This is a genomic window from Pontibacillus sp. ABV4_188 (assembly GCF_056311905.1).
On the sequence record NZ_CM149975.1, the window covers coordinates 988,492 to 1,003,471 of the forward strand.

The 14,980-nt window shown below is 40.0% G+C and carries 12 protein-coding genes and 1 pseudogene; 11 read left to right on the top strand and 2 right to left on the bottom strand.

Annotated elements, in window-relative coordinates; all coding sequences use genetic code 11:
- The first annotated feature begins 28 nt into the window (after positions 1-28).
- Positions 29-301, top strand: coding sequence for a hypothetical protein (locus tag ACYX4O_RS05010; RefSeq protein ID WP_476355123.1), 273 nt, complete (start codon positions 29-31; stop codon positions 299-301).
- Between the two features lie 402 nt (positions 302-703).
- Here ACYX4O_RS05010 and ACYX4O_RS05015 read toward each other — a convergent pair.
- A pseudogene (locus ACYX4O_RS05015) lies at positions 704-1,159 on the bottom strand (ATP-binding protein); the annotation flags it as partial.
- Between the two features lie 620 nt (positions 1,160-1,779).
- Here ACYX4O_RS05015 and ACYX4O_RS05020 point away from each other — a divergent pair.
- The 7 genes from ACYX4O_RS05020 to dgoD all read left to right on the top strand — a co-directional run bounded on the left by ACYX4O_RS05020 (position 1,780) and on the right by dgoD (position 9,767).
- Positions 1,780-3,444: a PDDEXK family nuclease gene (locus tag ACYX4O_RS05020; protein WP_476355125.1), complete on the top strand. Its 1,665-nt coding sequence runs from the start codon at positions 1,780-1,782 to the stop codon at positions 3,442-3,444.
- A 348-nt stretch (positions 3,445-3,792) separates the two neighbouring features.
- Complete coding sequence (locus ACYX4O_RS05025) at positions 3,793-4,095, top strand: hypothetical protein (RefSeq protein WP_476355127.1); 303 nt, start codon at positions 3,793-3,795, stop codon at positions 4,093-4,095.
- Positions 4,096-4,861: 766 nt separating this feature from the next.
- Complete coding sequence (locus ACYX4O_RS05030) at positions 4,862-6,010, top strand: AI-2E family transporter (RefSeq protein WP_476355129.1); 1,149 nt, start codon at positions 4,862-4,864, stop codon at positions 6,008-6,010.
- A 116-nt stretch (positions 6,011-6,126) separates the two neighbouring features.
- Complete coding sequence (locus tag ACYX4O_RS05035) at positions 6,127-6,906, top strand: IclR family transcriptional regulator (RefSeq protein WP_476355131.1); 780 nt, start codon at positions 6,127-6,129, stop codon at positions 6,904-6,906.
- A 100-nt stretch (positions 6,907-7,006) separates the two neighbouring features.
- Positions 7,007-7,633 carry a bifunctional 4-hydroxy-2-oxoglutarate aldolase/2-dehydro-3-deoxy-phosphogluconate aldolase gene (locus tag ACYX4O_RS05040; RefSeq protein ID WP_476355133.1) on the top strand — a complete coding sequence of 209 codons (627 nt, stop codon included), beginning with the start codon at positions 7,007-7,009 and terminating at the stop codon, positions 7,631-7,633.
- Between the two features lie 14 nt (positions 7,634-7,647).
- The gene (locus tag ACYX4O_RS05045) at positions 7,648-8,622 is read left to right on the top strand and encodes a 2-dehydro-3-deoxygalactonokinase (RefSeq protein WP_476355135.1); all 975 of its coding nucleotides are present in this window, start codon (positions 7,648-7,650) and stop codon (positions 8,620-8,622) included.
- Entirely contained in the window at positions 8,619-9,767 is a 1,149-nt protein-coding gene (gene dgoD, locus ACYX4O_RS05050) for a galactonate dehydratase (protein WP_476355137.1), read from the top strand. The genes ACYX4O_RS05045 and dgoD overlap by 4 nt, the downstream gene beginning before the upstream one ends.
- Before the next feature lie 69 nt (positions 9,768-9,836).
- Here dgoD and ACYX4O_RS05055 read toward each other — a convergent pair whose 3' ends face one another.
- Complete coding sequence (locus ACYX4O_RS05055) at positions 9,837-10,691, bottom strand: MurR/RpiR family transcriptional regulator (RefSeq protein ID WP_476355139.1); 855 nt, start codon at positions 10,689-10,691, stop codon at positions 9,837-9,839.
- Positions 10,692-10,918: 227 nt separating this feature from the next.
- On the opposite strand from ACYX4O_RS05055, the gene gntK reads away from it, so the two are divergent.
- From gntK to gnd, 3 genes are read left to right on the top strand one after another with little or no spacing between them, the layout of a single operon-like run.
- Complete coding sequence (gene gntK / locus ACYX4O_RS05060) at positions 10,919-12,457, top strand: gluconokinase (protein ID WP_476355141.1); 1,539 nt, start codon at positions 10,919-10,921, stop codon at positions 12,455-12,457.
- Between the two features lie 45 nt (positions 12,458-12,502).
- Positions 12,503-13,855 (top strand): GntP family permease, encoded by a 1,353-nt coding sequence (locus tag ACYX4O_RS05065; RefSeq protein ID WP_476357014.1) that lies wholly within the window; start codon positions 12,503-12,505, stop codon positions 13,853-13,855.
- 31 nt (positions 13,856-13,886) lie between these two features.
- Positions 13,887-14,789: a phosphogluconate dehydrogenase (NAD(+)-dependent, decarboxylating) gene (gene gnd, locus ACYX4O_RS05070; RefSeq protein WP_476355143.1), complete on the top strand. Its 903-nt coding sequence runs from the start codon at positions 13,887-13,889 to the stop codon at positions 14,787-14,789.
- Positions 14,790-14,980 lie beyond the last annotated feature (191 nt).

Genomic DNA, 14,980 nt, shown 5'->3' on the forward strand with positions numbered 1-14,980 from the left:
CAATAATTACAAGGGGGGTTAGCGTAAATTGGATGAACATTATATAAGTGAAACGATTGGTGCAATTAATACCTATATATATATGATAAATGATTCAAGTAAGTGGGAACTAGAAGGAAAACAAATAATAAATTTGAAATGGCACTATAAATTAACAGAAAGGAATTCAATGTTTATTGCAAGATTAAAAGTTAATGGAATAGATGAGTTTTTATATTTTTCACCCGAAGAATGGAAGTGTTCAACGGCCAATGTGCTTGGTAATAAAAAACTTAAAAATTTATATTATCGGTTAACATAAGCTACTTAATATTGAAGACTTATTTTTTCTTAATTTTTATGTTTTTATATCGTTTTATTTTCTTTTAAGAACAAATGAGGTGTGATACTCAGATACCCAATTTAAAAGTTGTTGACTCTTTAATACAGAGAGAGGAAAACCAGGACAGATCTCTTTTACAAATGTTTTGTTAATACCCCAATAAAATCCATTGTTAAGGAATTTAATGCAACTATCTATATTGGTTAATCCACAATATAATCTAACCTCACCATCTTTCCAAAATAAACATCACCTTCAATCCCCCCTCTCATTGTTATATCATAACTTTTATTATAAAACTCAGAAGCATAGGGTGTATTTGGCAAGCGAAAAATGTATGAAATGGCATTTAAAAATGCATGCCACTTGCCACCCCTATATTTACTTATGAATTAACGACTCTTTATACCTAAAGCTGTCTCCGGTTAACACCAATAAATGAGAGTGATGTATCAGACGATCGATGACAGCTTCAGTTAAAATTGGATCACCAAATACGTGGTTCCATTGGCAAAACTGTAAGTTTGTCGTAATTACAATGCTTTTCTCCTCATAACACATAGATATAACTTGGAAAAGAAGTTCTGCCCCCTCTTTATGAAGAGGGATATAACCTAACTCGTCCAGCACTAAAAGGTCTAACTTTTTTAGCTGCTTCATCATCTTCTGTAAGTTTCCGTTACGGTTGGCCTCTATCAATTGATTCACCAAAGATGCCACTGTGAAGTATTTCACCTTGCTGCCAAACCTATGTATGGCATTCAAGCTAAGTAAAGTTGCCAGATAGGTTTTCCTTGTTCCCACACCGTCATATAAAATGAGATTCTCTTTCTCCTGAGGAAGCATAGGGGCGGTTCCTGTGCTTCTTTGTCTTATAATTTTTCAAAGCAGACTCTCTAAGAGTAGTACAACATATAACTCATCTTCTATCTTGCTGTTTGAAGAAGGTTCACTACACTGGGAGGCTTAAAATACTATATTTAGGAAGCGCTAGAACCGTCCCCATGCTTCCCGAAAGTTAAAAAGGGGTTATGTAAGGGTTATATATAGGTTATATATAACCTATATATGTGTGTTATAAATTTTAGGTGAAGTTTATTTATAGTAAGAGAAACTGGGCCTATGATGCACAAGATCGAAAGTGAAAAAAATAATCTCCTTATTATTTGTAGTTTTCTAAAAATATGAAATAGTTAAGGGGGTCCTTGTAAACACTGTTTATACAGCCTTTTTTAACGTGGGGTAGGTGAATTTTTTAAATGTTATTAAATGCATCATACAAATATGGATGGAAGTAATGAAGTTTTTATCATACCTTAAGTATAAAATAAAATTTTTAGGTCATCTTTAGATAAAAAAGCTTATCCAACTAATTATGACTAGGGTGAATTGTACCCTTAGTAAAAAAGTTTAAATGTTAACACGTAATACTATGATTGGGATTGGAAGGAAAAAAGATGAAAAAAAAGATGTATAATCTTCAAGACCTAAAAAGAATCGCAGCTGATAGAGGGGGACGATGTCTCTCGAATTTATACACTAGGAAAAAAGATAAATACAAATGGGAGTGTAAATGCGGATACACTTGGGAAGCAACATTTGACAATATTAGCAATGGCACTTGGTGTCCAAAATGTGGAGGTACTTTGAAAAGCTCGATTAGTGAAATGAAAAAGCTTGCAAAGTTAAAAGGAGGCGTCTGCTTATCTGAGACATATAAAAATAAGAATACGCCACTTTTGTGGAGATGTGAAAAAGGGCATGAGTTTAGATTAACACCGGATAGTATTAAGAATAGTAATACGTGGTGCAATCATCATGAGTGTACTTCCTCCCCTCGATATAATATAGAAATTATAAATAAAATTGCTAAAGAGAAGGGTGGTAAATGTCTAACTAAAAACTATGTAAACTGTATTGAGAAAATGAAGTGGCAGTGTGAAAAGGGACATGTATGGGAGACTTCTGCAAAATATGTGCTTAGAGGTCATTGGTGTCATACATGTAATATACGTCCTGTAAGAGATTTAGAGTATTTAAAAGAAGCAGCTAAAAAGAAGAATGGGGTGTTGATCTCTAATAAATATAAAGGAATGAATGAGAAATATGAGTGGGAATGTGAAAAGAATCATCGTTGGTATGCTCCTGCAGGTGCTGTGGTGAACGGGAGATGGTGTCACGAATGTCGAAAAGGAACTATAGAGGCATTTCAGGAAATCGCTGCCCAAAAAGGTGGTAAATGTCTTTCCAAAGTGTATGTAGATAGTGTGTCCCCATTGAAATTTAAATGTAAAGAAGGGCATCAATTCTATTCTGTCCCCAGCAAAGTAAAAAACAACGATACTTGGTGTCCTTATTGCTTATCTTCTAAGTGGGAAGAAATCTCTAGATTAATTATTGAAAAATTATTGGGAGTTATTTTCGTTAAAACAAGAAGAGTATTGGGGGATAATTTAGAGCTGGATGGTTACAATTCAGAAAAAAATATTGCTTTTGAATTTAACGGAGCTCAACATTATTCATTTAATAAACACTTCCACCATAATCATGAAGGGTTTCTATATCAAATACTTACAGACTTGGAAAAAAAGAATCGTTGTTCAAAGTTTGGCATTAAACTAATAGTAATACCTCATTATGTAGTTGGGGGAGACTTAATGGAATTTATTAAGACAGAAATGCGAAAGTTAAATATCGACTTTGATGAAAATATTCAAACAATAAACTATAACGACATTTATTTTAAAAAGAGCAAATTCGGTGAATTTGAACACATAGCCAAACTCCGTAACGGAAAGTTGTTATCAACTAAATTTATTGATTCATATACTAAACTTCATTTCGAATGTGAAATGGGGCACAAATTCTCTCTTTTGCCATATAAGGTGAAGAACCTTAATAAATGGTGCAGTGAATGTAATAAAGAAAAGTTTCGTACATTGAAATTCAAAGAACTAATAGATTTGGTGAAGAAAAGAAACGGTAAAGTGATTTCAAGGAGTTATTTTAACAGTACAACTAAAATGATATTTGAGTGCAAAATGGGTCACAATTGGAATACATCACCTGCGGTTGTATTTAAGGGCCACTGGTGCCCTGTGTGTTCTAGAATAAAAGTCTAAATTCCTGAAGGGGTGAGAGTAATACAGAGTTTTTCAAGTACTAACTACACTAATTGAAGAGGCACAGGTACGGTACCTGTGCTTCTTTTTTCTTATAATTAATCCAAGTTAGACTTTCAAAGAGTAGTACAAAATATAACTCATCTTCTAGCTTGCTGATCTAAGAAGGTTTACTACAGTTAGTGTATTTATTTAAATGCTTTAGGAACGAAATTCAGGAAGCGCTAGAACCGTTCCCATACCTCCCAAAGGATTAATGGGAGGAATATACAACTTATTAATTGAACTCTTTAAAGAGAACCTCATAAAATTAATTTACAAACTTTTAAGAAAGAGAAGGGGGGACTTATGTTACCAGAAACAACTAGAGGAAGGATCTGTGGTATATTGGTTGCCGCTAATATCTCCGTTCTTGCTATCGTTATTGTATTTGTTAATAACGGGGGAAGTATGTATAGCCTTATATTTGTATGCGCAATAGGTTTACCTGGCATAGCTTTGAGTGGGAAACCTATTAGGGAAGAACAGGGTTATAGAAAATCAATGCCTATTTTGTGTGCCTTTTTAAGTATAATGTCTGTTGGTTGTACGGGATTGTTACCTTATGCTTTAGTGAGCACAGGAACGGCGCCGGTGCTACTTTTCTTATAATTGGTCAAAGACAGACTTTCTAAGAGCAGTACAACATACAACTTATGTTTAATCTTGCAGTGAGTTAATGTAGCTATCTCCATTTACAAACTATCAGAGTAAAAGCCATTAAAACGTATCTGCAAAATGACATAGAAAATACAAAATTGGCACTCGAAAAATCTGAGAAATCTTTAAATGGATTGAAAGCTTTAAGTATATATAGAGTAGAAAAGAAATTGACCCATTTACTAAGAGATGAGATGAAACTATCGTAGCTAAGAGAATGAGAAGCACAAGGGCGGTTCCCGGGGGCTTCCCTCTCATCACCTTCATAGGAATATGAATGATTTTTTTATCTATTACTAGAAAGGTGGGAAGTTATGAAGTCACTCAAAAAAATAAGTCTAATTTATATGGTGAGTTTAGTTTCTTGTTTTTTCCTACTAGTTCTGTTTGATTATTTTCAGACTAGAGAAGTTTTACTAATAAGTAACTTGCTATCTAGTTTAGTTATGATAACTGTTATTATGGTATTGTCTATTGTCTTTCGAAAAAGGAGATAGGTCTTTAATATGATGAGAAGCACAGGGGAGGTTTCTGTGCTTCTTTGTCTTATAATTGATCAACAACAGACTGTCTAAGAGTAGGGCAAATATAAGTTATTTTCTTCCCTGTTAATCGAAGAAGGTTTACTATAATGATAGTATTGATTTAAATACTTTACGAACGAAATTAGGAAGCACCAGAACCGTCCCCGCGCTTCCAAAAGGAGCTGTATTCAAGTATGGAGGAAAATAGATTTTTAAAATTAATTGGTGGAAAAACCTTTTTTTACATAGTAGCTTTCTTTCTTCTTGTTGGCATAACCATTTATATATACACGAAAATCTCATTTATCTTTTATCCACTAGTGGTCATTTTATCTACGATAATACCTCCAGTAATCCTGGCATTCATAGCCTACTATTTATTTAATCCGATTGTAGATTTGCTTGAGAGATTACGGATTAAAAGAATTTGGGGAGTCATCATTCTTATTCTAGGCTTTAGTGGTGCTTTAACTGGGATGATCTTGTTAACTGCTCCATCTATCGAAGCGCAGATTAAAGATTTAGTCCAAACCTTCCCTGAGTATCTAAAACAGCTAGGGGATACGATGACTCAATGGGTACAACGTTCATTCTTAGGTCCATATTATGATGATGGGTATAACTGGGTAATGGAAAGGTTAAGTGAATTGCCGCAATTAATTGGAACGTATATTTCTGATGGTTTTCAAGGGGTACAGAATGTCGCTAGTACGATTACAAGTACGATTGTGTCCATTGTAACCTTTCCGTTTATCTTATTTTTCTTATTAAAAGATGGTAAAAGGTTTCGACGTTTTATCATTAAATTATTTCCACCGAAATTTAGAGATGATACGAAACAGATCTTAACGAATATTGATATTCAAGTTGGGTCCTATATCCAAGGGCAGATTATTGTCGCTACTGTTATTGGAATCCTATTATTCATTGGTTACCTGATCATTGGTCTTGATTATGCATTCACATTAGCCATTATCGCTGCAGTAACAAGTGTTGTCCCTTATTTAGGGCCAACCATTGCGATTATACCAGCTGCTATCATTGCCATTGTTAGCTCGCCATTTATGTTTATAAAGCTAGTCATTGTATGGATCGCAGTCCAATTCTTAGAAGGGAATTTCGTTTCTCCGAATATCATGGGTAGAACTATGAAAATTCATCCATTAACGATCATCCTTGTTTTAATGGTTGCGGGTAATTTATTTGGTGTGGTCGGTGTGATTCTTGGTATTCCGGGCTATGCAATCGTAAAGGTAATTGGTTCTTATCTTTTCTATAAGTTTAAGCAGCGATATAACGAGTATTACGGGGAAGACCGTGGGTATTATGAAATGGAAGAGTAATAAGGAAGCACCAGAACCGTCCCCGTGCTTCTCCCCCGTGCTTCTCCCTTCGCCAATTTCATGATACATTTAAACGTGAAACCATAATGGATGAGCTTCAAGGAAGGAGAGTGGATATGCAACAAGAGGGCAAGACTATTCAGTCCGTTAACCGGGCATTACAGATATTATCCATACTGCAGCAAGAATCAGCGGGGCTTGGGGTGACAGAGATCTCACACCGCCTTGATGTGTCAAAGAGCACGGCTCATCGTTTGCTGTCTTCTTTAAAGATGCAAGGGTTTGTCCAACAGGATGAGGCTTCTGAGTATTATCGTTTAGGTTTGAAGCTCCTTGAGCTTGGAGAAAGCGTGGCTGAGGATCTGGATATTAGGCAGGTGGCTTCCTCTCCTATTCATGCTCTTGCGGAACAGACAGGAGAAACGGTACATATCGGCGTTCAGGACCATGAGGAAGTGGTTTATATTGATAAGGTGGAGAAATACGCTACTATTCGCATGTATTCAGCAATCGGGAAGCGTGCGCCTTTGTATTGTACAGGAATTGGGAAGTTGCTTCTGGCCTACGAAACAGAAGAAAAAATCAGAGAAATGTACGCGAAAACCGATCTAAAAGCCTATACATCTCATACAATTACAGATATGGATGAGCTTGTTGACCATGTGAAAACGATTCGTGAACAGAAATTTTCCGTCGACTGGGAAGAGCATGAGGAAGGGGTTCGCTGCGTTGCTGCACCGATCTATAACCATAAAGGGGAAGTGGTGGCGGCTGTCAGCGTTGCAGGAGCAAGTAATCGGATGACAGAAGAGAAATTGGGTCAATGTAAGCAGGAAGTTTGTCATTCAGCCCTTGAAATTTCCCGAATGTTAGGATATACCGGTCAGGATTTATAGTTGACAATTTCCAATCAGATAAGCTAGGCTCTTTTTGTAAGGGCTTTTTTTTATAAACAATAATGGAACAGTGTTCCTTAATACGGAACGGAGGGGTTCAATGTCGACATTACAACAAATTGCGAAAGAAAAAGTCGTTGCGATTCTACGGTTAGAAAATCCAGAATCGATTCTTGATGTGGCGACGTCTTTATATAACGGCGGGGTACGGATCATTGAAGTAACACTTAATACCCCTGGGGCGCTTAAACATATTCAGTCCATTAAACAGAGCCACCCAGAGATGGTTGTGGGGGCAGGGACGGTGCTTGATGAAAACCAGGCAAGCCAGTCCATTATGGCGGGTGCGGATTTTTTGTTAGCGCCTACTTATAGACAAGAAACCATAGAAGTAGGCAATCGGAACGGGATTCCTGTCATACCAGGTGTCTTCACGCCAACAGAGGCGTTAGAGGCGTATGAAGCTGGGGCTGAGATGGTGAAAGTATTTCCGGTACGACATGTTGGAACGAACTATATGAAAGATATCCAAGGGCCGTTGCCATTTATACAAGGGATGGCTGTTGGTGGTGTGTCTGAAGAGAATATACAGGACTATTTATTAAACGGATGGAGTTCTGTAGGTTTAGGAAGTTCACTCGTTCATCCAAATTGGATCGAACAGAAAGATTTCGACAGAATTGAAGAACAGGCTAGGAAGATCACCACGAAAGTCAAAGAAATGTAAGGGGGGTGGGAGAAGTGTATTTGGTTCTTGATGGGGGGACGACCCATACACGAATGCGACTAATCCATAGAAACCGGGAGTTGATCGGGGAGAAGAAGCTCTCCCTTGGGATACGCGATGTAGCTATAGAGGGAACAAAGAAGCGTTTCATTAACGAGCTAGAGAAAGAGATGAAGATGTTTCTTGAGAAGAACGATTTATCTGCATCCGATGTAAGCGCTGTAGTTTCCTCCGGCATGTTAACGTCGAATCTCGGAATCTATGAAGTTCCTCATCTAATCGCTCCTGTTACGAAAGAAGCATTGGTTAAAGGAGCGGTTATCACAAAGTGGGAAGAATTCGGGGATGTGCCGTTTATGTGGATCCCTGGTGTCCGAACAGAAGGGGAAGCGTTAGACGAGAAGGATGTTATGCGGGGCGAGGAAGTAGAGACGCTCGGGTTGACTGAGCAGAGACGGTTAGACGGGATAGGTCTTATGATTCTTCCAGGTTCACATACGAAATATGTAGGTGTAAAAGAGGGGACGATTAACTATAGCTACACAACTCTTGGCGGAGAGATGATGAGAGCTGTACAGCAAGAAACGATTCTTGCTAATTCAATCCAAGAAACGTTGATCGAAGAGGTGGATCAGTTTTATCTGGAAGCTGGTTTCCGTGCGGCTCGAGATGTGGGCTTACTTCGATCTCTCTTTCACATTCGTCTTCTTCACTTAGAGGGACAGGCCACAGCCAATCAGCGTGCGAATTATTTAGCCGGGGCGGTTGTGTCTGAGGATGTAAGAGTCATCGAAGGAATGAAAGAAGTGGATTGGATTATGGTAGGAGGATCCAATCCACTTCGAAGCGCGTTTACGTATCTTCTGCATCAAGTGGTACCTGGAGGGATTGAAATTCTTGAAGCGGATGAATCAGAAAGTGAACGGGCCACGCTAGAAGGAGCTTTAACGATTATAGAAGAATGGAATAAACAGGAGGCATCACAATGAAAATTACAAACTACGAACTATATCAAGTACCCCCAAGATGGCTATTCCTAAAGATCGAAACCGATGAAGGAATTAAAGGCTGGGGAGAACCGGTTATTGAAGGTAGAGCTCATACGGTAAAAGCAGCTGTAGAAGAGCTAATGGAGTACATGATGGGGAAAGATCCTCTTCGTATTGAAGATCACTGGAACATGCTGTATCGTTCTGGTTTCTACCGAGGAGGTCCGATTCTGATGAGCGCCCTTGCTGGTATTGATCAGGCATTATGGGATATTAAAGGGAAGTACTACAATGCGCCTGTCTATCAACTACTAGGCGGAGCGTGCCGTGATTCCATTAAAGTGTATTCATGGATTGGCGGAGATCGTCCCTCTGATGTTGGCGAAGCGGCGAAGGAAGCAGTTAGTACTGGTTTCCACGCTATTAAAATGAATGGAACAGAAGAAATGCACTATATCGATACCTACGACAAAGTTGATGAAGCCGTTGAGCGTGTTCAAGCGGTACGTGAAGCAGTCGGAAATGGAGTTGGCATAGGCATTGACTTTCATGGCCGTGTGCATAAACCAATGGCGAAGGTGCTCGCTAAAGAGCTTGAACCATTCCGTCCGATGTTTTTAGAAGAACCTGTGTTAGCTGAGAACAATGAGGCGTTAAGAGAAATTACTCGTCATACTCACATCCCGATTGCAACGGGTGAGCGTATGTATTCCCGTTGGGATTTTAAGCCGTTACTAGAATCAGGGTATGCAGATATTATCCAACCGGACCTTTCTCACGCAGGGGGAATCACAGAAGTGAAGAAGATAGCCTCAATGGCTGAAGCATACGATGTAGCCATGGCCCCGCACTGTCCACTAGGTCCAATTGCACTTGCCTCTTGTCTTCAGGTAGATGCCACAGCGCACAATGCCTTTATTCAGGAGCAAAGTCTTGGTATTCATTACAACAAAGAGAACGATTTACTAGATTATATTAAAGACCGCAGTGTATTTGATTATAAAGATGGCTTCGTACAGATCCCACAAGGACCAGGTCTTGGGATTGAAATTGACGAAGAGTATGTTAAAGAACGGGCCCAAGAAGGACACAACTGGCGCAATCCGGTATGGCGTCATCAAGACAATAGTATTGCAGAGTGGTAAAGGACAGTAAAAAAGAGGCTCAAATTTTATTTGAGCCTCTACTTACCATGAAGAACTTTTTGCTACATTTTATAATCTTCTTCTTGCTATCGCATCGCGCATTTTCGTTTGAGCGTGTTGTGCTTGTTCCTGATACTTCAGGCTGTAATTGACGTATAAGGCATCGATAATCGATAGCTCGGCGATTCTTGAAGCTAGAGCTTCGGATCGATAATCGGTTTCTTGGGAAGTAGTAAACAAACAAGCGTCCACTAGTTTGCTAAACGGCGATTTGGCAAAGTTGGTAATACCGATTGTAGGAACGTTGTTTTCTTTAGCTACTTCAATGACTTCGAGAATATCCTTATTGGAACCGGTATGAGAAATAAATAACGCGACATCCTGAGAGGTTAGCTGAGAAGCTGCCATTAATTGCATATGTGTATCTGTATGCGCGTGGCTCGAAAGGCCGCTTCGCATAAATTTGTGCTGTGCATCAAGGGCTGTAATTCCTGAACCTCCGTTACCATAGAAGTGAATTTCACGGGAATTCATAATATACTCAAGCGCTTTAGTAAACGTTGCCTCTTGTTGAATGTCTTTCGTGTATTGGATGGCATTAACATTTGCTTGGAATACCTTCTGTAAGATATCCATTTCGCTATCTTCTTCTGTGATCTTCTCGTGAATATCCTGGATCGGACTCACAATCTCAGAAGCCAGTGCGATCTTTAATGCTTGATAACCTTTATATCCTAATGTCTTACAAAACCGAAAGACCGTCGCATCAGCAACCCCAAGGTCCTCTGAAACCTGGTTAATGGTCGTGTGAATGATCTTATTCGGATCTTTTAAAATGTAGTCAGCGATCCGTTTCTCTTTATCACTCATGTTGCGATAGTACGATTTTATTCGGTTGATGACTTGTGTAGAAGCTTCAGCCATGTCATTCCCCTCCGTTTCTTTCTACTCTCTAGTGTAAACAAAATTTTTTTCATGTAAAAGGAATTTAGTGAAAATAAATTTCATGAAAGCGGTTGATATGAAGAAATTTTCATGTATAATCATAGTTGTAAGAAAAAATATTCCGCTCATTACGTTTGGCACTATATTTTTTTGATAGATTTGAAAGCGGTTACTACTGTTAGCACGATCTTTGGAGGGAAAAAGCGATGACAGACATCATAATAGGAATTGATATCGGAACAACAAGTACGAAAACATTGGCTTATGATCGTGATGGGCAAATCTGGTCCGAGGTGGAGAAGGAATATCCACTACATTCACCGGATCCGGTGAGGAAGGAACAAGACCCACAAGAGATTAACGAATCCGTTATGCACACATTGGCTTCTGTGGCGAAAGAAGTTCAGCAAAAAGGCGGAATCATTTCTGGAATCGGTTTCAGTGCAGCTATGCATAGCTTACTTGCCGTCGACCGAGACGGAAACCCTTTAACCAAAGCCTTAACATGGGCGGACCAACGCTGTGTTGAGGAAGTAGAGGAATTAAAAGCGGGAATTGGACATGACATTTACTTACGAACCGGAACACCGCTTCACCCAATGTCTCCGCTTCCTAAATTAATGTGGATGAAAAAGCATGATCCTGAAACATTTGAACGAGCCCATAAGTGGATTTCATTAAAAGACTACGTTTTCTATACATTATTTAATCGCTATATCGTCGATTATTCTATGGCATCAGCAACAGGGTTATTTAATCTAGAAAACCTTGCATGGGACCAAGAAGCCCTGGAAGTCGCGGGCATTACAGAAGACAAGCTTCCAGAGCCTGTGCCAACGACGCACGTTATAAGGGGATTACCGAAAGAAAAGGCTGCTGCTTTACACCTTGATCCGGATACACCGTTTGTACTCGGTGCAAGTGATGGGGTGCTTGCGAACATTGGAGTTGGCGCGCTGAAGCCAGGTTCTATTGCATGTACGATCGGAACAAGTGGGGCTATCCGAACCGTTGTCGACAAGCCAACCATCGATCCGAAGGGACGCATTTTCTGTTATGCGTTAACAGAAGACAAATGGGTCATTGGAGGACCGATTAATAATGGCGGCATATCATTCCGCTGGGTTCGGGATAATCTTTTCCCAGATCTTAACGAAAAAGCAAGGGAAAAAGGCATCAGTGCTTATGAAGAACTAACAGCCAGAGCATCTAATGTAAAACCAGGCTCAAACGGCTTGTTATTCTTACCTTATTTAACAGGAGAGAGAGCTCCATTTTGGGATGCGGATACAAAAGGGGTGTTCTTTGGTTTAACGTTAGACCATAACCGCGATCATATGATCAGAAGCGCACTAGAAGGCGTGATGTATCAAATGTATTCCGTTGCGATTGCTTTAATTGAAGCAGGGGTTGAGCCTACTGAGTACCGGGCAGGCGGTGGCTTCGCCAAATCTAGTTTATGGCGTCAGATTATGGCGGACATCTTCGAAACAGAAATCAAGATTCCAGAGAGTCATCAAGGCTCTTGTCTAGGGGCAGCTTGGTTAACAATGAAAGCGCTTGATATGATTGATGATTTGGACAGTGTTCAAGATGTGATTAGCACAAGGGTCAAACACGTTCCTAATCCAGAGAACGTCACCATTTACCGAAAGTTGAAACCAGTTTATTTGCGATTAGCAAGAACACTTCCGAGTGAATTTAAAGCAATATCAAAAGTGCAGCGAGACCTAGAACATCTATAGAAACTAAAAAATGGGACTGAAAGACAAAGGGGAGCATAACGTATGATGGAATCAACAGCCGGACTGATAATTATTGCAATCTTAGCGGTACTTGCCTTACTATTTTTAGTAATGAAAACAAAGCTTCAGGCATTTATAGCGCTACTAACTGTCAGTATTCTAGTTGGACTAGCCGTCCAGATGCCGCTAGCTGATATACTGAAGACTATTGAAGAAGGAATGGGAGGCACCTTAGGCTATGTAGCTGTTATTATCGGTCTTGGTGCCATGTTTGGGGAAATGCTCCGGGTATCAGGCGGGGCCGAACGACTAGCTTTAACACTTATGAACAAATTCGGAGAGAAAAACGTAGGCTGGGCACTAGGTTTGACTGGGTTTATCGTATCCATCCCAGTATTCCTTGATGTAGCACTTGTTATTTTGATTCCGATTATTTATAGCTTATCTCAGAGAACGAAGAAATCCTTATTATACTTTGGTATTCCGCTTCTTGCTGGTTTAGCTGTTACACACAGCTTCATCCCACCGACGCCAGGACCAATTTCCGTGGCATCGATCCTTGATGCAGACTTAGGTTGGGTTATTCTGTTTGGTGTGCTAGCGGGAATTCCGTCTATGATTCTCGCAGGACCGGTATTTGCGAAATACATCTCTAAGAAGATTGACGTCGGTGTACCCGATTACATGCTAGAACAAATGAAAGATAAAGAATTCGACGAAGAAAATCTACCAAGCTTCTTTAGTGTTGTAGCCATTATTACGTTGCCACTTGTACTCATCCTTGTGAATACCCTGGCTGGCCTTATTTTAGATGAAGGGAATGGATTGAGAGCTGTATTAACTTTCGTCGGACACCCGTTCGTAGCGTTAACAATTGCGGCTTTACTGACATTTTATATCTTCGGAATTAAGAAAGGGTATACGAAAGAACAAGTACAAGAGATCACAACGAAAGCTCTTGAACCAGCTGGTATTATTATTCTAGTAACTGGTGCTGGTGGTGTGTTTGGTGAGATGCTGATTCAATCTGGAATTGGTGATATCCTGGCAGAGGCGATGCAAACGATGCAAATGCCAATCATTGTCTTTGCCTTTGTAACGGCTACAGTTGTCCGTGTCGCCCAAGGTTCTGCAACCGTATCTATGATTACAGCAGCTGGCCTTGTTTCACCGCTACTTGAAACGTTTGATGTAAGCGAACCAATGCTAGGTTTACTTGTAATCGCCATTGCATCCGGTGCAACAGTCGTGTCTCACGTAAACGACTCTGGATTTTGGCTTGTAAACCGTTACTTCGGTTTAACAGAGAAGCAAACGCTACAATCCTGGACCGTCATGGAAACAATTATCGGCCTTACCGGATTTGCTGTAGCGCTGATCCTAAGCTTATTCGTATAAAGAAAACTATTAACAGAAAAGAGGATGCATTATGAATATAGGTTTAATTGGACTAGGGAAAATGGGGTACAATATCGGTGCTCATATGCTAGATAAAGACTATAAGGTTCACGCATACGATGTAAACGAGGAAGCTGTTGAGAAGTTCCGCGGTGAAGGCGGGGAAGGCTTCTCTTCCATTAAAGACATGGTTAACAGCCTGAATGAAGGACCACGTGTCATCTGGATGATGGTTCCGGCTGGTGAAATCACAGATCAGGTAATTGAGGAAGTAACACCTCTTCTAAATAAAGGCGATATTTTAATTGATGCCGGAAACTCAAACTACAAGAAGACGCTTCATCACTTCGAAACGTTACAAGAAAAAGGAATCGAGTTCTTTGACGTAGGAACAAGCGGTGGCGTATCAGGAGCTCGTAACGGAGCATGCTTCATGATCGGCGGAAACAGCGATGTATTCCCTATTATTCAGCCTCTATTTGATGACCTGGCTGTTACAGATGGCTATCATTTCGCTGGTAAAGGAGGAGCAGGTCACTTCCTTAAAATGATTCACAACGGAATCGAATACGGGATGATGGCCGCAATCGGAGAAGGCTTTGACTTACTAGAGAAGAGTCCATTTGACTATGACTATGAAGGAGTGGCCAAAGTATTTAACAACGGCTCTGTAATCCGCGGTTGGTTAATGGAACTTATGGAAAATGCATTTAGCAAAGATGCCAAGCTTGACGACATTCGCGGTGTCATGAACTCTTCTGGAGAAGGAAAATGGACGGTCGAATCAGCCCTGGACTTCGAAACAGCAGCGCCCGTCATCGCTCTATCCCTAATGATGCGTTACCGTTCTCAAGAAACGGACACCTTCACAGGAAAAGTCGTCGCAGCCCTGCGCCACGAATTCGGCGGCCACGCTGTAGAGAAAAGCGAATAACTACGCTCCATGAAGCACAGGGACGGTTCCTGTGCTTCTTTTTATTATCTTCTGAAGAGAAGGAGTGATTTGTTAACTCTTTTTCTAAAATTGTGGGAAGTCATGAAGTTACCTCTGAAAATAAGTTTAATCTGTATGGTGAGTTTAGTTATCTATTTTTCCCTTCTGGTTCTGTTTGATTGTTTTCAGAC